We start from the raw sequence: 24,544 nt of genomic DNA on the forward strand, positions 1-24,544 counted from the left end.
GAAGCACGGCCGCTGCGGCACGTGAGAAGGAGCGACGATGCGAGCCCTCGTCTACGACCCGGCGGCGCCCCACCGGCTTTCCCTGGGGCAGGCGCCCGATCCCGAGCCGACGCCCCGGCAGGCGCTGGTGGAGGTCGCGGCGGTCTCGTTCAACTACGGCGAGATCGCCTTCCGGCCGGCCGACGGGCGGCCAGGGCACGTCTCCGGGTGGGACGCCGCCGGGGTGGTGGTGCGGCCGGCCGCCGACGGGTCGGGGCCGCCCGCCGGCACGCCCGTGGTCACGTTCGGCTGGTCGGGCGCCTGGGCGGAGTTGCGGGCGGTGGACACCGATGAGCTGGCCGTGGTGCCGGACGGTGTCGACCTGGGGACGGCGGCCGCGCTCCCGGTGGCCGGGGTGACCGCGCTGCAGGCGGTGCGGCTGCTCGGGCCGCTGGTCGGGCGGCGGGTGCTCGTCACGGGCGCCTCCGGCGGCGTGGGCCGGTACGCGGTGCAGCTCGCCGCGCGGGCGGGCGCGAGCGTGGTGGCGTCGGTGGGCAGCCCGGCCCGCGGGGAGGGGCTGCGCGAGCTCGGGGCGGCCGAGATCGTCGTGGGGCCGGCGGCGATGGCCGGACGGGTGCACGGCGTGGTGGACAACGTCGGCGGGCAGCAGCTCGCCGAGGCGTTCAACCGGCTGGCGGACGGCGGCGTCGTCCAGGCCGTCGGGATGGCCTCGCGGGAGCCGACGCTGATCGACTTCGAGGAGGCGCGGACCCGGGTGGACCGGGGCCGGTTGGAGACGTTCAACCTGGCCACGCCGCTGGGGGACGACCTGGCGTACCTGGTCGGGCTGCTGGCGCGGGGCGAGCTGGACGCGCAGGTCGGCTGGCGGGGGCCGTGGGAGCGGGCGCTGGAGGCTGCGGACGCGCTGGTCGGCCGGCGCGTCGCGGGCAAGGCAGTGCTGGACCTGCGGGGTTGACGCATCCCCAAGAGGTTGACGCACCCTGCCGGATTGACTCACCCTGCTAGGTCCCTGCCGGATTGACTCACCCTGCTAGGTTGACGCATCCTTGACGGCCTGGCGCGTCCGGGCCGGTCGGGCTGCGGGTATGCGATCAGGTGATGTCCACGAAGATGCCCCGCGACCCGCGAGGGGTGCGGGAGCTGTGGTCGGCGTTCGTCAACTCGCCGTTCCTGCCCGCGACCGTGCTGGTGTTCATCCTGGCCGCCGCGGCGGGCCTGTTCGCGGGCTCGTACACGTACGCGATGGCCAGGCCGGCGCCGCACCGAATCCCGGTCGCGGTCGTCGGCACGGGTGACGCGGTGAAGCGGGCGGCGTTCGTGGCGGGGATGGACGGGGCTCTGGACGCGGCGCTCGACCTGCGGGAGTTCTCCACGTACGCGGGGGCGGCGCGGGCCGTGGAGGAGCAGCGGGTGTTCGGCGTCGTGCGCGTGTACGGGGACCGGGCGTGGCTGGACGTGGCCGGCGCGGCGGGCGCGTCGGTGGCGCAGTTGCTGGCGGAGGCGGCGCCGAGGGTGGGGGCGCGGATCGGCGTGGCGGTGACGGTGCGGGACGTCAAGCCGCTCCAGCGGGGCGATCCGCGCGGGCTGGCGCTGTTCTACATCTCGCTGGCGGCGGTGATCATCGGGTTCGTGGGGGCGATCCAGCTCAGCGTGCACGCGCGGGGGCTCAAGCCGCTGGAGCGGATCGGCTTCACCGCCGCCTACGCGCTGGCGGGCGGGTTCGCGATCGCGGCCGTCGTGGACTGGCTGCTGGGGGCGCTGTCGCTGCCTTTCGTGGAGTCGTGGCTGATCCTGGCGTTGACGATGTTCACCTCCGGGATGGTGTTCACCATGTTCAACACGCTCATGGGCCGGTGGGCGATGGTGCCCACGTGGGGCGTGATGGTGCTGATCGGGAACCCGTCGTCGGGCGGGGCGGTGTCGTGGCCGCTGCTGCCGTCGCCGTTCGGCGCGATCGGGCGCTGGCTGCCGCCGGGCGCGTCGGTGAACGCCCAGCACACGGCGGTCTACTTCGGCGGGCACCAGCACCCGCTGCCGTTCCTGGTGCTGGCCGGGTGGGCGGCGGTGTCGTGCGCGGTGTTCTGGACGTGGCGGCACCGGCACCCGGGCGGGCGGTGATCAGGGCAGCGCCGGGCTGAGCGCCATCCCCAGCCATGTCACCTCGAAGTGGTCCACCACCGCCCTGAAGACCGTCGCCGCGGCCCGCCAGGCGACGTAGCCGCCGACCGAGACGAGGTATTCCGTCCCAGGTCAGCTCCGTGAGCGGGCGCTGCCGCCGCCCGTGCAGGGTCAACCGCACGCTTGATCACCCCCACCCTCACGACGTACGGGAGGAGCCGGAAGTTTCAGATCAGGACCTTGACCACGCCGGTGAGGGCGAGCTGGAGCAGCGCCAGGGGCACCAGCACGGCCCAGGCGAGCTTCTGCAACTGGTCCTCGCGCAGGCGGGGGAACGTCACCCGCAGCCAGATCACCACGAACGCCAGCAGGAACATCTTGACCAGCGTCCACGCCCAGCCGGGCAGCAGCGGCCCGTGCCAGCCGCCGAGGAACAGCACGGCCGTCAGGAACGACAGCACCACGATCCCGGCGTACTCGGCCAGCATGAACAGCGCGAACCGCATGCCGGTGTATTCGGTCATCGGCCCCATGATGATCTCGGACTCGGCGATCGGCATGTCGAACGGCGGCCTGCGCAGCTCGGCCAGCCCCGCCAGGAAGAACACCACGCCGCCGACGGCCTGCCACGGCAGCCACCACCACTGCCACGCCTCGACGATGCCCGGCAGCGACAGCGTGCCCGCCGCCATCGCCACGGAGGAGGCGGCCAGCACCAGCGGCAGCTCGTACGCGACGAGCTGGGCGGCGGCGCGCATGCCGCCGAGCACCGAGTACTTGTTGGCCGACGCCCAGCCCGCCATGATCGCGCCGAGCACGCCGACGCCCATGACCGCGAGCACGAAGAACAGCCCAAGGTCCAGGTCGACGCCCACGAACCCGTCGTCGAACGGGATCGCGATCAGCACCAGCAGGTAGGGCACCAGCGCCACCCCGGGCGCGATCATGAACACCCGCCGGTCGGCGGCGGCCGGGATGACGTCCTCCTTCTGCATGAACTTGACGCCGTCGGCGATGAGCTGCGCCCAGCCGTGGAAGCCGCCCGCGTACATGGGGCCGAGCCGCGACTGCATGTGCGCCATGACCTTGTGCTCGGTCTGCCCGACGATCAGCGGCAGCGCGAGGAAGGCGATGAGGATGACGGCGAAGTGCAGCACCACGTCAAGCATCGGGCGTCGCCCCCCAGTCGGCCGGGACTCCCGGCGGCAGCGTCTTGCGGCGGCTCGGGGCGCCGTGGCCGGACTCGCCCGGCTCCTTCGCGCCGGGCCACTGCTTGGCGACCCGGGCGGCCAGGATGAAGTCCTTGCGCAGCGGATGCCCTTCGAACCCGTCGGGCAGCAGCAGCGGCACCAGGTGGGGGTGTCCTTCGAAGATCACCCCGAACATCTCGTACGTCTCGCGCTCGTGCCAGTCGGCGCCCCGGTAGACGCCGACGGCCGTCGGCAGGCGCGGGTCGGCGCGCGGCACCCGGGTGCGCAGCAGCAGCCGTTCGCGGGTGGCGGGGTTGTAGACGTGGGCCACGACGTGGAACTCGTCGGGCGGCTCGTCGACGCCGGTCAGCCAGTCGAAGAAGGAGAACCCCAGCTCGTCGCGGACCCGGGTGAGCAGGGCGATCCAGTCCCCGGGCGCGACGTCGACGACGGTGTCGCCGAAGGAGTCGGTGACCTGGGCGTGCTCGCCGAAACGGGTCACCTCGCCTCCCCGGAGGGCAGGTAGCGGTCGCCGAGCCGTTCGCCCGCGATCTTCTCCTGGAGCTTCATGATGCCGTAGAGCAGCGCCTCGGGCCGGGGCGGGCAGCCGGGCACGTAGACGTCGACGGGGACGATCTGGTCGACGCCGTTGGTGACGCAGTAGGAGTCCCAGTAGGGGCCGCCGGTGTTGGAGCAGGCGCCGAACGAGATCACGTACTTGGGGTCGGGCATCTGCTCGTAGAGCCGTTTGACGGCCGGGGCCATCTTGTCGGTGACGGTGCCGGAGACGATCATCAGGTCGGCCTGGCGCGGCCCGTTGGCGAACGGGATCACTCCGAACCGGATGAAGTCGTGCCTGCTCATCGAGGTGGCGATGAACTCGATGGCGCAGCACGCCAGCCCGAAGTTGAACACCCACAGCGAATAGCGCCGTCCCCAGTTGAGCACGAACCGCATCGGCTTGGGCGCCAGCCGGGAGATCGGCCCCACCGTGGGCATCGGAAGATCCGTCGCTGCCATGTCTGCCATTGTTGCGCGGATCGGGGGCGAGAGCTATGTCCAGGTCAGGACGCGCTTGCGCCAGGCGTAGAGGATGCCGAGGGCGATGAAGCCGAGGAAGACGAACATCTCGGCCAGCGTGGTCAGGCCGTAGCCGGGCGCGTCGAAGATCGTCGCCCAGGGGAAGAGGAAGACCGCGTCGACGGCGAAGACGACGTACAGGTAGGTGAAGACGTAGTAGCGGACCTGCGACTGGGCCCAGCCCTCGCCGACGGGGTCGACGCCGCACTCGTAGGAGGTGAGCTTGTCGGCGGTGGGCCGGGCGGGGCGGAGCAGGCGGTTGATCAGCATGGCTCCGGCCACGATCGCGACCCCGATCGCGAGCAGCGCCGCGACCAGCAGGTAGGACCCGTAGTAGCCGTCCATTCCGCGATGGTAACCCAGTCAAAGCTAACGCCCCATCCCCCCAAAATAGGGCAAACAGTATGATCCGCCGCATAGTGTGCATGCATGCCCAGATTGCGATTGCTCGGTGGGATCGCGCTGCTGGCCGTCTCCGCCACTGGATGCGGGATGGCCGCGGCCGCCCCCGACCGGGAGGCCACGGTCCCCGCGGAGCCCACCAGGATCGACTTCGTCGACCCCGCGACCGTGGCCGGGCTGGCCCCGCGCACGCTCACGGAGGGCGAGAGCGCAGGACGCCACGTGCACATCAGCTACCCGGAGCTCCCGGGCGCGGCGCGGCTCAACGCGCTGTTGCGCCAGGAGGCCGAGCGCGAGCTGCGCGACTTCCACGACACGACCTCCGCCGTCGACAGCCTGCCCCGCCCGGAGCTGAACGTGGACTGGCAGCTCGCCGCCGCCGGCGACGTGGTGGGCGTGCGGCTGCGCACCGGCGAGTACCGGGGCGCCGACTGGGGCAACGCCACCCGCACCTTCTGGTACGACCGCCACACCGGCCGCGCCACCGGCTCGGCCGGGCTGCTGGCCGGGACCGACGCGCTGCGCGAGGTCTCCCGCCTGGTCAGGAACGGCCTCAAGGAACGCGGCCCGGACGTGGACCGTGACCAGGTCTCGGCCGAGCGCGGGAAGCTCGACTCGATGGCCTTCAACGCCGACGGCGACCTGGTGGTGGAGTTCGACGACTGCCAGATCGGCCCCTGCTCGCTCGGCCGCCTCGCCGTCGCCGTCCCGGCCGCGAAGGTCACGCCACTGCTGTCGCCGACGGGCCTGCGCGCCCAGCAGTCCGTACGGGAGTCCGCGCGGCAGGTGGCGCGGGCCGCCTACACGCCCAAGCGGTCGGTGCCCGCCACCGCCAGCGACCGCGCCGGCACCGTGGACTGCGCGGCGGTCAAGTGCGTGGCGCTGACCTTCGACGACGGGCCGGGGCCGTACACCGCCGAGCTGCTCGACGTGCTGCGCGAGGCCGGCGCCAGAGCCACGTTCTTCCCCGTCGGCAGCGGCGTCGCCGCCGAGCCCGAGCTGCTGCGGCGCATGCGCGACGAGGGGCACCTGGTCGGCAACCACACGTGGGACCACCGCGACCTGTCCAGGCTGCCCACCAGCAAGATCGCCGACCAGCTCGGCCGGGCGGGGGACGCCGTCGCCGCGGCCATCGGCCAGCGCCCCACGCTGGTGCGGGCGCCGTACGGGGAAGTGAGCCTGGACGTCAGGAACGTGGCGCGCGAGCGGAAGCTGTCGCTGGTCGGCTGGGACGTCGACAGCCGCGACCGGCAGGGCGGCGACCCCGCGGAGATCGCCGCGCGGACGGTCCGCCAGGCGCATCCGGGGGCGATCGTGCTCATGCACGACCTCGACCGCACCGCCGTCGACGCCGTACCGGGCATCCTGGAAGAACTTCAGGGGAAGGGATACGCGTTCGTCACCGTTCCAGAGTTGTACGGAACGGCCGGCATGCAAGCTGGACGCGTCTACACGTCGGGAATCGGGCCCTCACGCAAGGAACCCCTGACGTAGGAGAACCGACGGGGGGACGTATAGTTGGCGGCTGTGACCCGAACCGTCCTCTTCGAACGTCTGCATGTGGATCTCTGCAGGCTCGCGTCAGGGCTGTGTCGTCGTTCTCCCACCTCTCCCTGAATTCCCATCGCGTCTACCCGCTTCGCGCGGGTGGCAAACGCGTGACCTCCCGAGGATCTAGCATGGAACAGAGAACGCGCCAGAAGCGACCGCGCCCCGGCGCGTCGAGGAGGACTGAGCTGTGACGAAGCAGGTCCAGCAACTCGATCGCGTGATCATCAGGTTCGCCGGAGACTCCGGCGACGGCATGCAGCTCACGGGCGACCGGTTCACCGCCGGCACCGCCGAGTTCGGCAACGACCTGTCGACGCTGCCCAACTTCCCGGCGGAGATCCGCGCCCCCGCCGGCACCCTGCCGGGCGTGTCGAGCTTCCAGCTCCACTTCGCCGACCACGACATCCTCACGCCGGGCGACGCGCCGAACGTGCTCGTGGCGATGAACCCGGCGGCGCTCAAGGCCAACCTCGGCGACCTGCCGAGGGGCGCCGACATCATCGCCAACACCGACGAGTTCACCAAGCGCAACCTGCAGAAGGTCGGCTACGCGGCCAACCCGCTGGAGGACGACTCGCTCGGCGAGTGGCGGCTGCACGCGGTGCCGCTGACGTCGCTCACGGTCAAGGCGCTCGAGGGCTTCGACCTGTCCAAGAAGGACGCCGAGCGCTCCAAGAACATGTTCGCCCTCGGCCTGCTGTCGTGGCTCTACCACCGGCCGACCGAGCAGACGATCAAGTTCCTGGAGCAGAAGTTCGCCAAGAAGCCGGAGCTGGCCAAGGCCAACATCGCGGCCTTCCAGGCGGGCTGGAACTACGGCGAGACCACCGAGTCGTTCTCCGTCTCCTACGAGGTCAAGCCGGCCAGGCTGGCGCCGGGCGTCTATCGCAACATCTCCGGCAACCAGGCCCTGGCCTACGGGCTGATCGCGGCGAGCGTGCAGTCCAAGCTGCCGCTGTTCCTCGGCTCCTACCCGATCACCCCGGCCAGCGACATCCTGCACGAGCTGTCCAAGCACAAGCGGTTCGGCATCCGCACCTTCCAGGCGGAGGACGAGATCGCGGGCGTCGGCGCGGCGCTGGGCGCGGCGTTCGGCGGCGCGCTGGGCGTCACCACGACGTCCGGGCCTGGCGTGGCGCTCAAGGCCGAGACGGTCGGCCTGGCGGTCACCACCGAGCTGCCGCTGATCATCGTCGACGTGCAGCGGGCCGGGCCGAGCACCGGCATGCCGACCAAGACCGAGCAGACCGACCTGCTGATGGCCATGTTCGGCCGCAACGGCGAGTCGCCGCTGCCGATCGTGGCGCCGATGTCGCCGAGCGACTGCTTCGACGCGGCCGTCGAGGCCGCCCGGATCGCGGTCAAGTACCGGACCCCGGTGATGCTGCTGTCGGACGGCTACCTGGCCAACGGCTCCGAGCCGTGGCGGCTGCCCGAGGTGTCCGAGCTGCCCGACATCTCGCAGGAGTTCACGACCGAGCCCAACGGCGAGGACGGCGCCTTCCTGCCGTTCAAGCGCGACCCGGAGACCCTGGCCCGCCCCTGGGCCATCCCCGGCACCGCCGGCCTGGAGCACCGGATCGGCGGCATCGAGAAGGCCGACGGCACCGGCAACATCTCCTACGACCCCAACAACCACGACCTGATGGTCCGCACCCGGGCCGCCAAGATCGACGGCATCGACGTGCCCGAGCTCGCGGTCGACGACCCCGACGGCGACGCCAAGGTGCTCGTCATCGGCTGGGGCTCGACCTACGGCCCGATCGCCGCCGCCGTGCGGCGCATCAGGAAGAGCGGCGGCAAGGTCGCCCAGGCGCACCTGCGCCACCTCAACCCGCTGCCCGCCAACACCGGCGAGGTGCTCAAGAGCTACGACAAGGTGCTGCTGCCCGAGATCAACCTCGGCCAGCTCGCGCTGCTGCTCCGGGCCCGCTTCCTCGTCGACGTCATCAGCTACAACCGCGTGCGCGGGCTCCCGTTCAAGGCGGAAGAGCTGGCCGGAGTCATCCAGGACGTGATCGACAGTGACTGAGCTTGTCAACGGGAAGGGCCTGTCGCTCGTCCCCAAGACCGACGCCAAGCAGGGCCTGAAGGACTTCAAGTCCGACCAGGAGGTGCGCTGGTGCCCGGGCTGCGGCGACTACGCGATCCTGGCGGCCGTGCAGAGCTTCCTGCCGGAGCTGGGGCTCAGGCGCGAGAACATCGTGTTCGTCTCCGGCATCGGCTGCTCGTCGCGCTTCCCGTACTACCTCAACACCTACGGCGTCCACTCGATCCACGGCCGCGCGCCGGCGATCGCGACCGGGCTGGCGGCCAGCCGGCCCGACCTGAGCGTGTGGGTGATCACGGGTGACGGCGACGCGCTGTCGATCGGCGGCAACCACCTGATCCACGCCCTGCGGCGCAACGTCAACCTCAACATCCTGCTGTTCAACAACAGGATCTACGGCCTGACGAAGGGCCAGTACTCCCCCACGTCCGAGGTCGGCAAGATCACCAAGTCGACGCCGATGGGGTCGCTGGACAAGCCGTTCAACCCGATCTCGCTGGCGCTGGGCGCCGAGGCGAGCTTCGTGGCGCGCACCATCGACTCCGACCGCAAGCACCTGCAGTCGGTGCTGCGCGAGGCCACCGCCCACCGGGGCGCCTCGCTGGTGGAGATCTACCAGAACTGCAACATCTTCAACGACAACGCCTTCGAGCAGCTCAAGGATCCGGAGATCCGCGACGACATCACGCTGCGGCTGGAGCACGGGCAGCCGATCGTGTCGGCCTCCAAGGCCGTCGTCAGGAGCGCCAACGGCGGCATCGAGGTGGTCGCGCGCGACACCGTGACCGAGGACCAGATCCTCGTGCACGACGCGCACCACCCCGACCCGTCGGTGGCGTTCGCGCTGTCGCGGCTGGACGAGCCGGCCTTCGAGCACGTGCCGGTGGGCATCTTCCGTCAGGTCGACCGCCCCGCCTACGACGTGCTGATGTCCGAGCAGCTCGACGAGGCGGTGGCCCAGCAGGGTCAGGGCGATCTGGGCGAGCTGCTCATGGGCGGCGACACCTGGCGCATCGGCTGATTCCTGCGCGACGATGCCGGGGTGGCGAAGACGTGGTCGTATGTCATAGCCGCGGTCGCCGCCCTGGCCCTCGCCGTGACGATCGCGCAGGGGCTCGGCGAGCCCTCGGGTGAGGCCACCCCGAGCCCAGCGCCCGTGAGCCCCACGTCCCTGCATCCCGTGCGCACCGTCCCGGCGGGGTTCCCCGACGCGGCCTCCACCGGCGTCCGGCCCGGCACGAAGCTCACCGTCGTCACCGGCGACCAGGTCTTCGCCACGGACGGCGAGGTCGTCCAGGGCCGGGAGTTCCGCGGTTTCGTCGAGGTGACGGCGCGCGGCGTGACCTTCCGCGACTGCGTCTTCCTCGGCGGCGTCGCCGACCGCACCCGCCCGCTGCTCGACACCGAGCACGCCGCCGACACGGTGATCGAGGACTCGGAGTTCCGCGCGGCGCATCCGTCACCGTCGATCGACGGCGTCTGGGCGGCCCGCACGAAGATCTACCGGTCGGAGTTCTCCGGCACCGTCGACGGCGTCAAGGCCCACACCGGCACCCTCGTCCAGGACTCCTACATCCACGACCTGAGCTGGTTCGGCAGCGACCCCGACCAGGACGGCGGCCCCACGCACAACGACGGCGTCCAGGCGTTCGCCGAGCAGACCGGCGTGAGGCTGGTGCGCAACACCATCGACCTGTCCACCACCACCGACCCGAACGCGGCCGTCCAGTCGTCGGCCGACGACCTGCGGGTGGAGGGCAACTATCTCGACGGCGGCGCGTGCGTGGTCAACATCGACCACACGCCGCTCGGCCGCCCGCTCAAGGGGCAGCGCGTCACCGGCAACCGGTTCGGCCGCGGCTCCGCGCACGACTGCCCGGTCCTGCTGAGCACCCGCGCGGAGCTGGTCAGCGGCTCGGGCAACGTCTGGCACGACACCGGCGAGCCGATCCCGGAGCCGGAACGACACGACTAGCGGGAGAGCGACATGTGGCAGGACACGCGGGTGCTCGTCACGGGGGCGACCGGGTTCATCGGCGCCCATCTGGTCAGGCGGCTGGACGGGCTCGGCGCGCGGGTGCACACGGTCAGCCGCCGCCCGCAGGACGGGCCCCGCGCCCACCGGGCCGACCTGAGCGACGCCGCCGCCACCGCCGCGCTGGTCGCCGAGGTCGCGCCCGAGGTCGTCTTCCACCTGGCGAGCGAGGTCACCGGCGTGCGCGACCCGGCCGTGGTGGCGCCCACGCTGGCGGGCAACGTCACCGCCGCCGTGAACCTGATGACCGCGCTCACCGGCACGCCGGTGCGCAGCGTGGTGCTCGCCGGCTCGGTGGAGGAGCCGCGCGACGGCCTGCCGCCCGGCTCGCCGTACGCCGCGGCCAAGGCCGCCGCGACCGGCTACGCCCGCATGTTCCACGCGCTGTGGCAGTTGCCGGTCTCGGTGCTGCGGGTGGCGATGGTGTACGGCCCCGGGCAGCCCGACACGGCGCGGCTGGTGCCGTACGTGACGCTGTCGCTGCTGCGCGGCGAGGAGCCCCGGCTGACGTCCGGGACCAGGATGGTGACCTGGGTGTACGTGGACGACGTGGTGGACGCATTCGTGCTGGCCGGGGAGGGCGGGAAGGCGGCCGGGGAGGTGCTCGACATCGGCACGGCCGAGCCCGTCTCCGTCCGCGAGACCGTGGAGCTGCTGGCCGGGGTGGTGGGCGGGCCGGCCCGGCTCGCGTTCGGGGCGGTGGACGCGCGCCCGCTGGACCGCACGCAGCGCTCCGACATCGGGCCCGCCGAGCGGGTGCTCGGCTGGCGGCCGTCGACCGGGCTGGAGGAGGGGCTGCGCCGCACGGTCGCGTGGTACGCCAAGCACCTGTAGTGGCACGCCGGCGCCTGTAACGGTCTAATCAGGGCCGCGATATCACTCCTGGCGGCTTTCTCACCAGGGGGCGGGATGCGGGCGGTAACCAACCTGACCGTGCACGGGATCGGGGAGGCGCCCCGCGAACTCGATCCGGGCGAGGACCTGACCTGGGTGAGCGTGGCGCAGTTCGAGCAGGTCATGGACGCGGTCGCCGGGCGGCCCGACGTGCGCGTCACGTTCGACGACGGCAACGCCTCCGACGTGGAGATCGCGCTGCCCCGGCTGGTGGAGCGCGGGCTGAAGGCCGAGTTCTTCGTGCTGGCCGGGATGCTCGGCGAGCCGGGCAGGCTCGACTCCGAAGGGGTGCGCGAGCTGCTGGGGGCGGGCATGCGGATCGGCTCGCACGGGTGGGCGCACCGCGACTGGCGCACGCTCGACGCGCGGCAGGCGGCCGAGGAGCTGTCGGCGGCGCACCGGCTGCTCGGGCAGCTCACCGGGGAGCCGGTGTCGCGGGTGGCGATCCCGTTCGGCTCCTACGACCGCGACGTGCTGCGGCGGCTGCGGCAGGCGGGCGTCACCCGGGCCTACACCAGCGACGGCGGCCGGGCCCGCGCCGACTCCTGGCTGCAGGCGCGCAACAGCCTGCGCAGCGACCTCGACGGCGGCTGGATCTCCCGGGTGCTCGGCGGCGGGCCCTCGCTGCCGCGCCGGGCGGCCAAGCTGGCCATGCGGCTGTACAAGCGGGTGCGCTGATGCCCAGGGTCGCCGTGGTGATCGTCACCTACAACAGCGCGGACGTGCTCGAAGGCTGCCTGGCGTCACTGCCCGCCGGGGCCGAGGGCGTGGAGCTGGCCGACGTGGTCGTGGCGGACAACGCCTCCAAGGACGGCTCCACGGCCATCGCCGACCGCGCCGACCTTCCGGTCAAGGTGGTGCAGCTCGGGCGCAACGCCGGTTACGCGGCGGGGATCAACGCCGGGATCGCGGCGCTCGACCTGGACGGGCTCGACGCCGTGTACGTGCTCAACCCGGACTGCCGGCTGCGCCCCGGGGCGATCGCGCCGCTGGTGGCGTGCCTGGCCGAGCATCAGGCGGGGCCCCGGACCGGCATCGTGGCGCCGTACATGGTCAATCCGGACGGGTCGCTGCAGCCGTCGCTGCGGCGGGCGCCGACGGTGGCGCGGGCGCTCGTCGAGGCGGTGATCGGCGGCGACCGGGCCGGGCGGCTGGGCTCGCTGGGCGAGCTGGTGACGGACCCGCGCGACTACGCGCGCCCGGGGGCGTTCGCCTGGGTGACGGGGGCGGCGATGCTGCTCTCGGCCCGGATGGTGCGCGAGGTGGGGCCGTGGGACGAGTCGTTCCTGCTCTACAGCGAGGAGACGGACTACTGCCTGCGGGCCGCCGACCTGGGCTGGCGCACCTGGTACGAACCCGCGTCGGTGATCGAGCACATCGGCGGCGACTCCGGCGTCAACCCGATGCTGGCGGCGATGCTGGTGGTCAACAAGGTGCGGCTGTATCGCCGGCGCAACGGCGTGGTGGCCGGGGCGGCGTACTTCGCGGCGGTGCTGGCGGGCGAGGCGGTCCGGGCGCTGGCGGGCCGCCGCACGGCGCGGGCGGCCGTGATGGCGCTGCTGCGCCCGTCGCGCCGGACGAAGGCGCTGCCCCAGTGATGCGGATGGTGGCGTTCGACCGGCTCGGCACGGCCGAGCTGGACGCCTGGCACGCCCTGCACGCCGGCAACCCGGCGCTGGACAGCCCCTACTTCCACCCCGGTTTCGCCGCCGCCGTGCACGCGAGCGGGCGGGAGGTGCGGGTCGCCGTCGGTGACGGCGTGCTGGTGCCGCACCACCGGGAGGGCCGGACGCTGCGGCCGGTCGGCTGGCCGGGCGCGGACTTCCAGGGCCCGGTGCAGGCGGCCGGGGCCGCGTTCCGGCCGCTGGACCTGCTCGGGGGCGGGGCGGCGGCGTACGCGTTCGACCACCTCGTGGACGGGGCGCCCGGCTTCGAGCCGTGGGTGATCTCGCGCAGGCCGTCGCCGTATCTGGACGTGACCGGCGGGCTCGACGGCTACCTGGGCCGGGCCTCGCGCAGCGGCAGGGACAACATGGCTCAGGCCCGGCGCCGGGCCGGCAAGGCGGCGCGCGAGCACGGCGAGGTCCGCTTCGAGGCCGAGTCGGCCGACGCCGACGCGCTGGCCCGGGTGATCGCGCTGAAGCGGGCCCAGTACGCGGCCACCGGGGCCAAGGACCACTTCGCAGAGCCGGACCGGGTGCGCCTGCTGGAGAGCCTGCTGCGCACCCGCGACCGGTCGTTCGGCGGCGTGCTGTCGACGCTGCACGCGGGGCCGCGGCTGCTGGCCGCGCACTTCGGGCTGCGCGCGGGCGGGGTGCTGCACTGGTGGTTCCCGGTGTACGACCCGGAGTTCGCCCGGCTGGCTCCCGGCTGGATGCTGCTGCGCGAGCTGGTGTCGGCCGCGCCGGCGCTCGGCGTGACGCGCATCGACCTGGGCCGGGGCGAGGACGAGTACAAGCGGCGGGCCAAGACCGGCGAGACGCAGGTGTGCCAGGGCGTGGTGACGCGCAACCCGGTGCGCCGGGCGGCAGCGTCGGCGGAGACGCGGGCGCGGGCGTTCGTGAGAAGTGTCCGGTCCCGGACAGGTCAGTAACGTTCCAATCGGCATGCCCGACATATCCGTTGGAGGCGGGGGGAAATGATCGCTGCCCTCCACGGTCCAATCGGCGGAGGGCAGCTATGCGGATCAGCGTCTTCGGGCTCGGCTACGTGGGGTGCGTCTCGGCGGCCTGCCTGGCCTCGATGGGCCACGAGGTCGTCGGCGTCGACGTCAACCCGGTCAAGGTGGACCTCATCAACGACGGCCGCGCCCCCATCGTGGAGGAGCGGATCGGCGAGCTGGTGGCGAAGGCCGTGGCGGACGGCAACCTGCGGGCCACCACCGACGCGGCCGAGGCGGTGGGGGCCGGCGACGTGTCGCTGGTGTGCGTCGGCACCCCGTCCGCGCCGAACGGGAGCCTGTCCACGACGTTCCTGGAGCGGGTCGCCGAGCAGATCGGGCGGGCGCTGCGGCAGCGGCACGTGGTGGTGTTCCGCTCCACGATGCTGCCGGGCACCTGCGCGGACCTGCTGGTGCCGATCCTGGAGCTGGCCTCCGGGATGCGGGCCGGGGTGGACTTCGGCGTGGCGGTCAACCCGGAGTTCCTGCGCGAGGGCAGCAGCGTGCGCGACTTCTTCGCACCGCCCAAGACCGTCATCGGCGAGTCCGACCCGGCGGCCGGGGACGTGGTGGCCGCGCTGTACGAGGGGCTGCCGGGCGAGGTGTTCAGGGTGCCGATCCCGATCGCCGAGATGACGAAATATGCGGATAACGCGTTTCATGCGGTGAAGATCGGGTTCGCCAACGAGTTAGGCGCGGTCTGCCAGGCCCTGGGGCTCGACTCGCACCAGGTCATGGACGTGTTCCTGGCGGACCGCAAGCTCAACGTCAGCCCCGCCTACCTGCGGCCGGGGTTCGCCTTCGGCGGCTCGTGCCTGCCGAAGGACCTGCGCGGCCTCGTCTACGCCGCCAGGAAGGCCGACGTGGCCGTGCCGCTGCTGTCGCACGTGCTGCCCGCCAACGACGCGCACCTCCAGCGGGCCTTCGACCTGGTGACCGCGCCCGGCAGGCGGAAGATCGGGCTGTTCGGGCTGTCGTTCAAGCCCGGCACCGACGACCTGCGCGAGAGCCCCCTGGTCGAGCTGGCGGAACGGCTCCTGGGCAAGGGCTACGACCTGCGCATCTACGACGCCAACGTGTCGCTGTCGCGGCTCATGGGCGCCAACCGCGCCTACATCGCCGAACGGCTGCCGCACCTGGGTGACCTGCTCGGCGACTCGGTGGAGGACGTCCTGGCGCACGCGGAGGTGTGCGTGGTCGGCTCCACCGACCCCGCCGTGCTGGAGGCGATGGAACGGGCCGACGGCAAGGCGATCGTCGACCTCGTGCGGATGCCGGGCGCCGCGGCGCACCGCCACAGAAGGGACTACGCGGGCATTGGCTGGTAGAGCGCTCATCCTCGTCGAGAACCTGTCCGTGCCCCTCGACCGCCGCGTGTGGCAGGAGTGCACCGCCCTGCGCGAGGCCGGCTGGGAGGTGCACGTCATCTGCCCGCAGGGCGCCAAGCAGGACACCGAGCCCGAGGCCGTGATCGACGGCGTCCACATCCACCGCTACCCGCTGCGCGCCGCCACCGGCGGGCCCGCCGGCTACCTGCGGGAGTACGGCTCGGCGCTGTGGCACACCTTCCGCATCGCCCGGCAGCTCGGCCGCTTCGACGTGGTCCACGGCTGCAACCCGCCCGACCTGTTCTTCCTGGTCGCGCTGGCCATGCGGGGCAAGGGCACGCGGTTCGTGTTCGACCAGCACGACCTGGTGCCCGAGCTGTACCTGTCGCGGTTCGGGCGCGGGCGCGACCAGCTCTACCGGGCCGTGTGCTGGCTGGAGCGGCGCACCTACCGGGCGGCGCACGTGGTGATCGCCACCAACGAGAGCTACCGGCAGGTCGCGATGACGCGCGGCGGCAAGAAGCCCGGCGAGGTGTTCGTGGTGCGCAGCGCCCCGGTCGTCGAGCGCTTCCACCAGGTGCCGCCCGACCCGTCGGCCCGGCGCGGCAAGCCGTACCTGCTGTGCTACCTGGGCGTCATGGGGCCGCAGGACGGCGTCGACTACGCGCTGCGCAGCCTGGCCAGACTGCGCGACGAGCACGGGCGCGACGACTGGCACGCGGTGTTCGTGGGCGGGGGCGACACCTTCGACGCGATGGTGGCGCTCTCCCGCGAGCTGGGGCTGGGCGAGCAGGTGGAGTTCACCGGCCGCATCCCGGACGAGGACCTGATGCGCTACCTGTCCACGGCCGACGTGTGTCTGTCACCGGACCCGCTCAACCCGCTCAACGACGTCTCCACGATGAACAAGGTCATGGAGTACATGGCGATGGCCCGGCCGATCGTCTCCTTCGAGCTGCGCGAGGCGCGGGTGTCGGCGGGCGAGGCGGCCGTGTACGCACCGGCCAACGACGAGTCGGAGTTCGCCAAGCTGATCGCCCGGCTGCTGGACGACCCGGCCGAGCGGGAGCGGATGGGCGAGATCGGCAGGCAGCGGGTGGCGGGGCCGCTGTCGTGGGAGCACTCGAAGGCGGCGCTGCTCCGGGCCTACGACGCGGCCGTCGGTTCGTTGTGACGGCTGCTCGCGTCCGTGCCCCAGTCCTGCCGGTCGCCGCGCAGCCGGGTGAGGAGGCGGTCGACGGCCAGGACGGCGAGGTAGCAGGCGACGTTCAGCGGGCCGGCGGCCCCGGAGCGGATCACGCGGCGCAGGCTGCCCGCCTCCAGCGGGCGCAGGGGGCGGCCCAGCGCGGCGAGCTGCCGGTTGCCCTGCCGGACCCGGACCCGCCTGGCCAGGTGGGCGCGGACCGTGCGGGCCGGGCGGACGACCGAGCGGGCCCCGGTGACCACGACCCGCTCGTCCCCGGTGAAGAAGCTGTCCACGTAGCCGTCGTCGGAGATCACGTCCGGCAGCGGGAAGACCCGGCTGTGCCCTTCGGCGGTGAGCGCGTACACGCCCACACCGGCCAGCGCGCGGCCCGGCCGGATCAGCGCCTCGTGCACGGCGAGCACCCGGCGGACCAGCAGGCCGACGCCGGTCAGGTCCCACGAGACCTGCGGCGCGCACGCCAGCACGCCCGGCGAGCCGGCCGCCGCGACCAGGGCGCGCAGGGACCCGGCGTCGAGCCGCACGTCGGCGTCCAGGTAGACGCGCGGGAACGTGCGGCAGGCGGCGTCCCCCAGGCGCAACGCGTGCGCCTTGCCCGGCGTCGCCGTCTCCAGCACCCGCACCCCCGGCCGGGCGGCGGCCCGCGCGGTGCCGTCGGAGCAGCCGTTGGCCACCACGACCACGTCGAACTCGCCGGGTTCGGCGCCGGCCAGCAGCGTGTCGAGGCCGGCGGCGATGACCGCCTCCTCGTTGTGCGCCGGGACGACGACACTGACCGTCGGCTTCATCAGACCGCCTTGAGTAAGGACGACACATGCGAGTGGATCGGGGCGAGATCGAGGGCGTGCTGCTGTTCAAGCCCGCGCCGCACCGGGACGGGCGCGGCCTGTTCACCCGGACGTTCGACGCGGCCGTGGCCGCCGGGGCGGGGCTGAGGCCGGAGGCGTTCATCCAGGACAGCCAGTCCAGGTCGCGCCGGGGCGTGATCCGGGGCCTGCACGGCCGGGCCGGGAGCGGCGAGGCCAAGCTGGTGCGCTGCGCCCGGGGCGCGATCCACGACGTGCTGGTGGACGCCAGGCCGGGCTCGCCGACGTTCGGGCGGCAGATGGCGGTACGGCTGGACGACGAGGAGTTCGTCACCCTGTACGTGCCTCCGGGGCTGCTGCACGGCTTTCAGGCGCTGACCGAGCAGGCCGACACCTGCTACCGCATCGACCGCGAGCACGATCCGGCCGAGGATCTCGCGGTCCGCTACGACGACCCGGATCTGAAGGTAGCGTGGCCCCTGCCGCCCACCGAGGTCAGCGGGCGCGACCTGAGCGCGGGCTCGTGGGCCGAGCTGCTGCGCCGGCTCGGCGGCTGAGAGGTGACGGCGATGCGCGTGCTGTTCGCGGCTGTTGCGGTGCTCGTGCTGGCGGCGTGCCAGGCCACCCCGGCCGTGCGGCCGTCGGACCCGCCGGTGGCCGCCCCCACCCCGTCGCCGGGCATCGTCCGGCCCGACGGCAGCTCCTGCCCCAACCACCCCACCCCGGCCTGCACCGGCGCGCCCAAGGCGGTCAAGCTGACGCCGGTCGCGCCCAACCTCGACGGCGTCGCCTACCGCGTCAAGACGCCCGGAGCCGTGCTCGACGGCGTGCACGTCCCCGGCCCGCTGGTGATCCACGCCGACGATGTGACGGTCCGCAACAGCGTTATCGACGGCCACGTCACCAACGCCGACGGGGCCAAGACCTTCCGCTTCTCCATCTCCGACACCACGGTCGGCACCACGAAGACGTGCGGCCCGCTGCCCGCGATCGGCCAGGACAAGTACACGGCCAGCCGGGTGCTCGTCCAGGGCCACAGCGACGGCTTCCGCGTCTCCGGCGACGACGTGCGCATCAGCGACTCGTTCGTGAAGCTCTGCTCCAACCCCGGCGACCACTCCGACGGCATCCAGGCGTACGTGGGCGGCACCGGGCTGCTCTTCCACCACAACACCGTCGACCAGCGCGCGGCCAAGGACATCACCGCGCCGATCTTCCTGGTGGACGAGAAGTCGCGCGACGTCGTCGTCACCGACAACCTGGTGATGGGCGGCACGTTCAGCATCCAGGTGCGCAACGCGGGCGGCAAGCAGGTGGTGCGCGGCAACAAGCTCGTCGACAAGTCGTGGGTGTACGGGCCCGTCGACTCCGAGTGCGGCCGGACCGAGTGGGCGGGCAACGAGCTGGTCACCATCGACGCCGATTATCGGGTCACCTCGATCGTCGGCCCGCTGCGCTGCGAGGGCGCGAGCTGATCCTCCTTGACCGCGCGCAGCAACGCCCCGGCGGCCCCGACCAGCACGAACGACAGCCCGGTGACGGTGGCGAACGACAGCAGGTCGAAGGTGAACGACCCGACGAGCGGCACCACCAGGCAGGCGGCGACGGTCAGCCCGAGATCCCGGGTGCCGGGGTCGGCGCTCAGGTGGCGAGCCCGCAGCGCGGTGCAGAACGCCACCACGAACAGCGCGGCGAACGCGAGCGTGCCGACCAGCCCGGTCTCCACCATCGACAGGATGTACTGGTTGTCGAAGATCTGGTGCTTGGGCGCGTACCAGGTGCCGAGGCCGCGGCCCAGCCAGAAGTGCCTGCCGATCTCCTGGGCGGCCACCGCGTAGTCGTGCGTCCGGTACTGGATGCTCTCGTCGTTGGACAGGTTGGAGAACAGCCCGAAGATGGCGCCGAGCAGCTCCGGCACGGTGACCCAGATGACGACGAGGAACCCGCCGGCCACCGCCGCAGCCTCCAGGCGCCGCCGCGCCTGCCAGCCGAGGAACAGCACCAGCCCGACGGCCCCCAGGCTGAGCATGGCCGAGCGCGACACCGAGAACATCAGCCCCAGCCCGATCAGCAGCGCGCACGCCCACCAGCGCAGCGACGGCTCGGCCCGCATCCGCGCCTTGGTCGCCAGGTGCACGGCCAGCGGGAGCAGCATCGCCGTCGTCACGCCGAACTCGATCGGGTGGCCGGTGGTCGCGGCCACCCGGCGCAGGTCGGCCCGTTCCAGCACGAACGAGTCGCCCTCCGAGGTGTAGCGCAGGATCGGCAGCTCCAGGAACCGGGTCAGGTCCCAGTGCAGGACGAACTGGAAGGCCCCGATCACCGAGATGATCGCGCCGCCGACGACCAGCGTCTTGATGACGAAGTCCAGCCGCCGGAACCCGCGTACGCCGTCGCACATGGTCAGCCCGATGCCGACGGACGCGATCGCCAGCACGAACGCGTGGTCGGTCAGGTTGAGCTCGTCGGAGTCCATGTAGCCCCAGGTCGAGAACCCGTAGGTGGCCAGCATGGCGGTGAAGTAGGCGAACAGCGCGGTGCGCACCGGGTTGCGGCCCTTGGCGACGCCGAGCGTGAGCGTGAACTGCGCGCACAGCCAGAGCAGCGCCGCCGCCAGGCTGACGACGTTGGCCGGGGTCAGCGACAGCGGCAGGTACTTGAGCACGAGCCGCGCGGGCACGACGAGCAGCGCCAGGGCGAAGACCGCCGCCACGGTCGCCCCGTCGGCCCTCCCGGCGAGCGGCGACCGCGCGCCCAGCGGGCCGATGCCCGCGACGGAGCCGGTGGCCACGCTTCAGGCTCCCTTGCCGGCCGTGGCCGGCTCCCGTGCCTCGCCGGCGGCCTCCGGCGCGGGCCGTCGCCGTCGCAGGCGGCCGGAGACGCTCTCCGCCGCGAACGACGCGCACAGGGCGGCGATCAGGCCCAGCCCGAGCGCCGCCGCGGCCGAGCGGAGCTTCCTGCCCTGCTGCGGCACCGGCGTGGTCGGCGGCACCGCCTCGCTCGTCGTGATGTACGTCTCCTCGGGCGCCTGCACCTGGCGCTGGCGCTTGTCCAGCTCGCGTCTGGTCCGGTCCAGCACCTTCAGCGTGATCGCGGTCGCCGCCTCCGGCGTGAGGCTCTCCCCCTCGACGAACACCAGCGGCCCGGTGGCCAGCGACTCCAGGTTGTTGGTGCCGTTCGTGACCGCGTACTTGGTGTCGCCCTCCGCCGTGCCCATCTCGGCGACCATGTCGGGCGTGCTCATCGCGCTGATCAGCATCGAGGCGGCGACGCTGAGCCCGTGGTCGAAGTTGAGCAGCGGGTTCACCCGGGGAATCGGCTGGTCGGGGTGCGGCGGGAGCACGCCGCCGCTGGTCGGCGCGGTCAGCACCAGCACCGCCGTCGTCGTGTAGGTGGTCGGGACCGTCGAGTACGCGTAGAACGCCCCGCCCACAGCCAGCGCGAACGCCGGTAAGGCGACGAACCACCGCCGCAACAGGACGAGGATGGTCCCCCAGAAATCCACGCGCCCTCCCCTGCGAGTCTCGCCTCATGCATGTCGCGCGAACCGGGGTGGAGCGTTACACGGCGGGCTGTAACGCCGCCATCCGCAGCCCGATATGGCTTACAGGGCGTTTTCACCCGCGCCGGGGGACTGGAGATCAACCTTCATGAGCGAACTGGCCGTCGTCACGCCCACCTATGGCCCCGACGCCGAGCTCTTCGCCCACCTGCACCGCTCGGTCCTGGAGCACACCTCGGACGACACGGTGCACCACGTGATCGTGCCGCCGGCCGACCGGTCGCTGTTCGCCCGCTACGCGGGTCCGCGCTGCCGGCTGTGGACGTACCCGGAGATCCTTCCCCGGCACGTCGTGCACGTGCCGGGCACGAACCTGTGGGTGAACGCGCGGCGGCCGTGGCCGCCGCTGCGCGGCTGGGTGGTGCAGCAGGCCGTCAAGATCGCCGTCACGGCGCTGCTGGACGCGCGCGTCGTGCTGGTCGCCGACTCCGACGTGGTCCTCGTCCGGCGGGCGCTGCCCGAGCACTTCGTCCGCGACGGCCGGGTGACGTTCTTCCGCGCCGACGACGGCGTGCACGACGGCATGGCCGACCACGTCGTCTGGCACCGGGCCGCCCGCGCGCTGCTCGGGCTGCCCTCCGGCTTCACGCTGCCGCAGCCCGACTACATCAGCTCGCTGGCGATCTGGGAGCCGGCCGTCGCGCGGGCCATGCAGGAGCGCGTCGCCGAGGCCACCGGGCGCGACTGGCTGGCCGCCTTCACCTCCCACCTCCAGGTGTCGGAGTTCATCGTGTACGGCGTGTTCGTCGACGAGGTGCTGAAGGCGTCGCCGCCGGTCGACACCATGATCTGCCACAACCGATGGGAACGCACCCCGCTGGACCCGGCCGGGGCCGTCGCCTTCGCCGACCTGCTGGACCCCCGCGCGATCGGCATGATGATCTCCGCCAAGTCGCGCACGCCGATGGCGGCCCGGCTCGCGGCCATCCAGCGGTGCGCCCAGGTCACCGGACCCGATGGGAGCCATCCTTGAGCAAGCTGGCGGTCATCACCCCGTCCTACGCCCCCGACGCCGAGCTGTTCGCCCTGTTGCACCGATCCGTTCTGGAACACACCTCCGACGACACCATCCACCACGTCTTCGTGCCGCCCGGCGACCGGGAGGCGTTCGCGCGCTTCCAGGGACCGCGCTGCCACGTGTGGGTGCGCTCGGAGCTGCTGCCCCGCCGCTACGTGCGGGTCCCGGCGACCGACCTGTACGTCAACTGCCGGCGGCCGTGGCCGCCGCTGCGCGGCTGGGTCATGCAGCAGACCGTCAAGATCGCCGCCGCCGGGCTGATCGACGCCGACGCGCTGCTCATCGTCGACTCCGACGCGGTCCTGGTACGGCCGGCCGGCGTCGAGTCGTTCAGCGTGGACGGGCGGCTGTGCCTGTACCGGCTGGAGAACGGCGTCACCGCCGGGATGGAGCGGCACGTGCTGTGGCACCAGGTGGCGCGCAAGCTGCTCGGCCTGCCGCCCGCGCCGCCGCCTCCGCTGCCCGACTACGTGACCGCGCTGACGTACTGGGACCCGGTGATCGTGCGGGCCATGCAGCGGCGCATCTCCGAGGTCACCGGGCGCGACTGGATCGACGCGTTCAACTCGCAGCTGCACATCTCGGAGTTCATCCTGTACGGGGTGTTCGTGGACGAGGTGCTGAAGGCGTCGCCGCCGGTCAACACCTCGATCTGTCACCTGAGCTACAACCACGAGCCGTGGGACGAGGCCACCGCCGTGGCGTTCGCCGACCGGCTCGGGCCGCAGGCGGTCGGCATGATGATCTCCGCCAAGTCGCACACGCCGATGGAGTCACGGCTGGCGGCGATCCGGCGGTGCGCTCAGGTGGTGGAGTCGAGCTGATCGTCGCGGGGCACGACGACCTCGATCGGGCCCGTGTCGTCGTCCGACCCCAGCTCCGCCACGGTCATCGGGAACACCGGCGCGGCGGGGGCGTGCGTCCCGTTGCGCACCCGGAACTCGACGGTCCCCTTGACGTCCTCGGCCGGAACCGGGGCGGGCCGGGGCTGGGGAGCGGGCTCCGGCGTAGGTTCGGGAGCCGGCTCCGGCGCGGGTGCCGGGGCGGCCTCGGGCTCGGGGGCGGGCAGGGGCTCGCGGCGGGCGGCCGGGCGCAGGCGCGGGATCGCGTAGGCGACCGCGAACCCGGCCAGCACGCCCAGCAGGCCGCCGCCCGCCGCCGCCATGAGCCGGTCGGAGACCACGGCCCTGGGGCTGGAGGCGGGCATCACGTCGAGGATGCCGATGTGCGTGCTGACCGGCGCTTCGAGGTCCACCTGGCGTTTGGCCAGCTCCAGCCGGACCCGCTGCTGGGCCTTGCGCATCACGTCGCGGACGACCTGCGGCGAGGTGGACTCCACCTCGACGTACACGAACGGGCCGTTGGTGCTGATGCCGAGCAGGTCGGGGTTGGTGCGCCCGTCGTTGACGGTGACCGAGGTCGGCCCGTCCTCGGTGACGCCGATCTCGGCGGCCACCTCGGGCGTGTTGGTGGCCAGGATGAGGATGCCGGCCGTGGTCCGCAGCGCGTCGTTGAAGTGCAGCAACGGGTTGGTCAGGCTCGGCTTCTCGCGCCGTTCGGTCTCCAGCGTGCCGCCGGTGGCGGGCACGGTGAGCACCATGGACGCGGTCGAGACGTACCTGCTCGGCATGAGGAAGTACCCGGCCAGTGCCAGGATGATCGCCGCCACCGCGATGGGCGGTCCAACGAACTTCTTCCGGGCCAGACCAAAGATGGTCGTCCAGAAGCCCACTATTTCCGCCCCCGTCAGATTTTTCGATACAAACAGGAAATCGCGCTGTTCATCTGCCGCGTTACACCAACCGGGCCATGGCCAGCAGCTTCCGGCTCCGGTGCGCCACAGTGCGCCGCTGCCGTCTCACGTACATCTTGAGCACCGCCGCGCGGGCCCGCCGGCGCTGGTCGGCGGTGAGGTCGCAGCCGCGCACCCACGCCAGCAGCTCGCGGCACTGGAGGGTGTTGGCCAGCCGCGACTGCCACGACGGCACGTCCAGCCGCCGCGCCACGCCGGAGATGCGCTCCTGCCGCCAGTTGCGGTGCGCCAGCACCTCGTTGACGTGCGCCCACGGCCCGGCCAGCGCCAGCTTGGCGGCGAACACCTCGTCCTCGCGCAGCATGTTGCGCCGCGGGATGCCGGTCGCCGGCCCGCGCCTGAGCATGCCGTAGAGCGGGTCGATGAGCAGGTGGCTCTCGTTGAGCAGCCGCAACATCTCGGTGAATCGTTCCACCGGGTCGCCGGAGGCCAGCGCGGTCCCGTCGTACGCGGCGGTCCTGACGACGCCGTCGGGCCCGGTGTAGGCGACCTGCGTGGTGACCAGGATCGTCCGCTCGTCCTTGGCGAACTCGGCCAGCCCGCGCGAGACGCAGCCCGGGTCGAGCCGGTCGTCGTCGCCGATCCATCGCACGAACGCGCCCCGGGAGATCCGGGCGGCGTGGACGAAGTTGTTGAGCAGCCCGACGTTCTCCGGGTGCCGGTGGTAGACGACCCGCGGGTCGCCCGCCGCCAGGTCGCGGCAGAGCTCCTCGGTGCCGTCGGTGGAGGCGTTGTCGGAGATGACCAGCTCCACGTCGGGGTGGTCCTGCGCCAGCACCGACCGGACGACGCCTTCCAGACGGTCCGCCCCGTTGCGCACCGGCAACGCGATCG

At 72.4% G+C, this 24,544-nt stretch carries 26 protein-coding genes; 17 read left to right on the forward strand and 9 right to left on the reverse strand.

Annotation, left to right across the window (positions count from 1 at the left end; translation table 11 throughout):
• The first annotated feature begins 37 nt into the window (after window positions 1-37).
• Window positions 38-955: a zinc-binding dehydrogenase gene (locus ACBI99_RS15265; protein WP_219504614.1), complete on the forward strand. Its 918-nt coding sequence runs from the start codon at window positions 38-40 to the stop codon at window positions 953-955.
• Between the two features lie 143 nt (window positions 956-1,098).
• Window positions 1,099-2,118 carry an ABC transporter permease gene (locus ACBI99_RS15270; protein ID WP_375072550.1) on the forward strand — a complete coding sequence of 340 codons (1,020 nt, stop codon included), beginning with the start codon at window positions 1,099-1,101 and terminating at the stop codon, window positions 2,116-2,118.
• A 227-nt stretch (window positions 2,119-2,345) separates the two neighbouring features.
• Here ACBI99_RS15270 and nuoH read toward each other — a convergent pair whose 3' ends face one another.
• The 4 genes from nuoH to ACBI99_RS15290 are packed head-to-tail and all read right to left on the reverse strand — an operon-like array spanning window position 2,346 to window position 4,733.
• The gene (nuoH, locus tag ACBI99_RS15275) at window positions 2,346-3,287 is read right to left on the reverse strand and encodes an NADH-quinone oxidoreductase subunit NuoH (RefSeq protein WP_357584616.1); all 942 of its coding nucleotides are present in this window, start codon (window positions 3,285-3,287) and stop codon (window positions 2,346-2,348) included.
• A complete protein-coding gene (locus ACBI99_RS15280) occupies window positions 3,280-3,810 on the reverse strand; it encodes an NADH-quinone oxidoreductase subunit C (RefSeq protein ID WP_219504609.1) in 531 nt (176 codons plus the stop codon). Before ACBI99_RS15280 ends, nuoH begins: the two co-directional genes overlap by 8 nt.
• Complete coding sequence (locus ACBI99_RS15285) at window positions 3,807-4,307, reverse strand: NADH-quinone oxidoreductase subunit B (protein ID WP_219504707.1); 501 nt, start codon at window positions 4,305-4,307, stop codon at window positions 3,807-3,809. Before ACBI99_RS15285 ends, ACBI99_RS15280 begins: the two co-directional genes overlap by 4 nt.
• Before the next feature lie 54 nt (window positions 4,308-4,361).
• Window positions 4,362-4,733: an NADH-quinone oxidoreductase subunit A gene (locus ACBI99_RS15290; protein WP_375072551.1), complete on the reverse strand. Its 372-nt coding sequence runs from the start codon at window positions 4,731-4,733 to the stop codon at window positions 4,362-4,364.
• Between the two features lie 84 nt (window positions 4,734-4,817).
• Here ACBI99_RS15290 and ACBI99_RS15295 point away from each other — a divergent pair, with 84 nt between their 5' ends.
• The 11 genes from ACBI99_RS15295 (at window position 4,818) to ACBI99_RS15345 (ending at window position 16,481) form a co-directional block, all read left to right on the forward strand.
• On the forward strand, window positions 4,818-6,284 hold the full coding sequence (locus ACBI99_RS15295) for a polysaccharide deacetylase family protein (protein WP_375072552.1): 1,467 nt from the start codon (window positions 4,818-4,820) through the stop codon (window positions 6,282-6,284).
• A 33-nt stretch (window positions 6,285-6,317) separates the two neighbouring features.
• Window positions 6,318-6,407 carry a putative leader peptide gene (locus tag ACBI99_RS15300; protein WP_357584620.1) on the forward strand — a complete coding sequence of 30 codons (90 nt, stop codon included), beginning with the start codon at window positions 6,318-6,320 and terminating at the stop codon, window positions 6,405-6,407.
• A gap of 121 nt (window positions 6,408-6,528) precedes the next feature.
• Window positions 6,529-8,373, forward strand: a complete 1,845-nt coding sequence (locus ACBI99_RS15305) for a 2-oxoacid:acceptor oxidoreductase subunit alpha (protein ID WP_219504603.1) — start codon at window positions 6,529-6,531, stop codon at window positions 8,371-8,373.
• The gene (locus tag ACBI99_RS15310; RefSeq protein WP_219504601.1) at window positions 8,366-9,412 is read left to right on the forward strand and encodes a 2-oxoacid:ferredoxin oxidoreductase subunit beta; all 1,047 of its coding nucleotides are present in this window, start codon (window positions 8,366-8,368) and stop codon (window positions 9,410-9,412) included. The genes ACBI99_RS15305 and ACBI99_RS15310 overlap by 8 nt, the downstream gene beginning before the upstream one ends.
• 21 nt (window positions 9,413-9,433) lie before the next feature.
• Window positions 9,434-10,366: a hypothetical protein gene (locus tag ACBI99_RS15315; RefSeq protein ID WP_375072553.1), complete on the forward strand. Its 933-nt coding sequence runs from the start codon at window positions 9,434-9,436 to the stop codon at window positions 10,364-10,366.
• A gap of 12 nt (window positions 10,367-10,378) precedes the next feature.
• Window positions 10,379-11,260: an NAD-dependent epimerase/dehydratase family protein gene (locus ACBI99_RS15320; protein WP_375072554.1), complete on the forward strand. Its 882-nt coding sequence runs from the start codon at window positions 10,379-10,381 to the stop codon at window positions 11,258-11,260.
• 75 nt (window positions 11,261-11,335) lie between these two features.
• Window positions 11,336-11,998 (forward strand): polysaccharide deacetylase family protein, encoded by a 663-nt coding sequence (locus ACBI99_RS15325; RefSeq protein ID WP_357584626.1) that lies wholly within the window; start codon window positions 11,336-11,338, stop codon window positions 11,996-11,998.
• Window positions 11,998-12,918 (forward strand): glycosyltransferase family 2 protein, encoded by a 921-nt coding sequence (locus ACBI99_RS15330; RefSeq protein ID WP_357584627.1) that lies wholly within the window; start codon window positions 11,998-12,000, stop codon window positions 12,916-12,918. Before ACBI99_RS15325 ends, ACBI99_RS15330 begins: the two co-directional genes overlap by 1 nt.
• A gap of 5 nt (window positions 12,919-12,923) precedes the next feature.
• Window positions 12,924-13,913 carry a GNAT family N-acetyltransferase gene (locus ACBI99_RS15335; protein WP_375072555.1) on the forward strand — a complete coding sequence of 330 codons (990 nt, stop codon included), beginning with the start codon at window positions 12,924-12,926 and terminating at the stop codon, window positions 13,911-13,913.
• Window positions 13,914-13,999: 86 nt separating this feature from the next.
• Window positions 14,000-15,307 (forward strand): nucleotide sugar dehydrogenase, encoded by a 1,308-nt coding sequence (locus ACBI99_RS15340; protein ID WP_375072556.1) that lies wholly within the window; start codon window positions 14,000-14,002, stop codon window positions 15,305-15,307.
• Entirely contained in the window at window positions 15,297-16,481 is a 1,185-nt protein-coding gene (locus ACBI99_RS15345; RefSeq protein ID WP_375072557.1) for a glycosyltransferase family 4 protein, read from the forward strand. The genes ACBI99_RS15340 and ACBI99_RS15345 overlap by 11 nt, the downstream gene beginning before the upstream one ends.
• Here the strand turns inward: ACBI99_RS15345 and ACBI99_RS15350 are convergent.
• Window positions 16,454-17,299 carry a glycosyltransferase gene (locus ACBI99_RS15350; RefSeq protein WP_375072558.1) on the reverse strand — a complete coding sequence of 282 codons (846 nt, stop codon included), beginning with the start codon at window positions 17,297-17,299 and terminating at the stop codon, window positions 16,454-16,456. The two genes, ACBI99_RS15345 and ACBI99_RS15350, sit on opposite strands and share 28 nt — an antisense overlap.
• A 26-nt stretch (window positions 17,300-17,325) precedes the next feature.
• On the opposite strand from ACBI99_RS15350, the gene ACBI99_RS15355 reads away from it, so the two are divergent.
• On the forward strand, window positions 17,326-17,874 hold the full coding sequence (locus ACBI99_RS15355; RefSeq protein ID WP_219504591.1) for a dTDP-4-dehydrorhamnose 3,5-epimerase family protein: 549 nt from the start codon (window positions 17,326-17,328) through the stop codon (window positions 17,872-17,874).
• Between the two features lie 12 nt (window positions 17,875-17,886).
• A complete protein-coding gene (locus ACBI99_RS15360; protein WP_375072559.1) occupies window positions 17,887-18,792 on the forward strand; it encodes a hypothetical protein in 906 nt (301 codons plus the stop codon).
• Here ACBI99_RS15360 and ACBI99_RS15365 read toward each other — a convergent pair.
• Together ACBI99_RS15365 and ACBI99_RS15370 are read right to left on the reverse strand one after the other, a co-directional pair.
• The gene (locus tag ACBI99_RS15365) at window positions 18,741-20,108 is read right to left on the reverse strand and encodes an O-antigen ligase family protein (protein ID WP_364167809.1); all 1,368 of its coding nucleotides are present in this window, start codon (window positions 20,106-20,108) and stop codon (window positions 18,741-18,743) included. The genes ACBI99_RS15360 and ACBI99_RS15365 overlap by 52 nt on opposite strands.
• A 3-nt stretch (window positions 20,109-20,111) precedes the next feature.
• Window positions 20,112-20,822: a hypothetical protein gene (locus tag ACBI99_RS15370; protein ID WP_219504588.1), complete on the reverse strand. Its 711-nt coding sequence runs from the start codon at window positions 20,820-20,822 to the stop codon at window positions 20,112-20,114.
• Between the two features lie 145 nt (window positions 20,823-20,967).
• Between ACBI99_RS15370 and ACBI99_RS15375 the strand changes: the two genes are divergently transcribed.
• Window positions 20,968-21,852, forward strand: coding sequence for a DUF6492 family protein (locus tag ACBI99_RS15375; protein WP_219504586.1), 885 nt, complete (start codon window positions 20,968-20,970; stop codon window positions 21,850-21,852).
• A complete protein-coding gene (locus ACBI99_RS15380; protein WP_219504584.1) occupies window positions 21,849-22,721 on the forward strand; it encodes a DUF6492 family protein in 873 nt (290 codons plus the stop codon). Before ACBI99_RS15375 ends, ACBI99_RS15380 begins: the two co-directional genes overlap by 4 nt.
• On the opposite strand, the gene ACBI99_RS15385 is transcribed toward ACBI99_RS15380, so the two are convergent.
• Window positions 22,700-23,566, reverse strand: coding sequence for a hypothetical protein (locus ACBI99_RS15385; RefSeq protein ID WP_375072560.1), 867 nt, complete (start codon window positions 23,564-23,566; stop codon window positions 22,700-22,702). The two genes, ACBI99_RS15380 and ACBI99_RS15385, sit on opposite strands and share 22 nt — an antisense overlap.
• A 124-nt stretch (window positions 23,567-23,690) precedes the next feature.
• Window positions 23,691-24,530, reverse strand: coding sequence for a glycosyltransferase family 2 protein (locus ACBI99_RS15390; protein WP_375072687.1), 840 nt, complete (start codon window positions 24,528-24,530; stop codon window positions 23,691-23,693).
• Window positions 24,531-24,544 lie beyond the last annotated feature (14 nt).

The organism is Nonomuraea sp. ATR24, assembly GCF_041950485.1.
Lineage (GTDB): Bacteria > Actinomycetota > Actinomycetes > Streptosporangiales > Streptosporangiaceae > Nonomuraea > Nonomuraea ceibae.

Excerpts from the sequence above, each read along its gene's own strand:
- ACBI99_RS15265 (WP_219504614.1), top strand. The coding sequence starts at position 38 with ATGCGAGCCCTCGTCTACGACCCGGCGGCGCCCCACCGGCTTTCCCTG.
- ACBI99_RS15270 (WP_375072550.1), top strand. The coding sequence starts at position 1,099 with ATGTCCACGAAGATGCCCCGCGACCCGCGAGGGGTGCGGGAGCTGTGG.
- nuoH (WP_357584616.1), bottom strand. The coding sequence starts at position 3,287 with ATGCTTGACGTGGTGCTGCACTTCGCCGTCATCCTCATCGCCTTCCTC.
- ACBI99_RS15285 (WP_219504707.1), bottom strand. The coding sequence starts at position 4,307 with ATGCCCACGGTGGGGCCGATCTCCCGGCTGGCGCCCAAGCCGATGCGG.
- ACBI99_RS15290 (WP_375072551.1), bottom strand. The coding sequence starts at position 4,733 with ATGGACGGCTACTACGGGTCCTACCTGCTGGTCGCGGCGCTGCTCGCG.
- ACBI99_RS15295 (WP_375072552.1), top strand. The coding sequence starts at position 4,818 with ATGCCCAGATTGCGATTGCTCGGTGGGATCGCGCTGCTGGCCGTCTCC.
- ACBI99_RS15320 (WP_375072554.1), top strand. The coding sequence starts at position 10,379 with ATGTGGCAGGACACGCGGGTGCTCGTCACGGGGGCGACCGGGTTCATC.
- ACBI99_RS15325 (WP_357584626.1), top strand. The coding sequence starts at position 11,336 with ATGCGGGCGGTAACCAACCTGACCGTGCACGGGATCGGGGAGGCGCCC.
- ACBI99_RS15330 (WP_357584627.1), top strand. The coding sequence starts at position 11,998 with ATGCCCAGGGTCGCCGTGGTGATCGTCACCTACAACAGCGCGGACGTG.
- ACBI99_RS15335 (WP_375072555.1), top strand. The coding sequence starts at position 12,924 with ATGGTGGCGTTCGACCGGCTCGGCACGGCCGAGCTGGACGCCTGGCAC.
- ACBI99_RS15340 (WP_375072556.1), top strand. The coding sequence starts at position 14,000 with ATGCGGATCAGCGTCTTCGGGCTCGGCTACGTGGGGTGCGTCTCGGCG.
- ACBI99_RS15350 (WP_375072558.1), bottom strand. The coding sequence starts at position 17,299 with ATGAAGCCGACGGTCAGTGTCGTCGTCCCGGCGCACAACGAGGAGGCG.
- ACBI99_RS15355 (WP_219504591.1), top strand. The coding sequence starts at position 17,326 with ATGCGAGTGGATCGGGGCGAGATCGAGGGCGTGCTGCTGTTCAAGCCC.
- ACBI99_RS15360 (WP_375072559.1), top strand. The coding sequence starts at position 17,887 with ATGCGCGTGCTGTTCGCGGCTGTTGCGGTGCTCGTGCTGGCGGCGTGC.
- ACBI99_RS15375 (WP_219504586.1), top strand. The coding sequence starts at position 20,968 with ATGAGCGAACTGGCCGTCGTCACGCCCACCTATGGCCCCGACGCCGAG.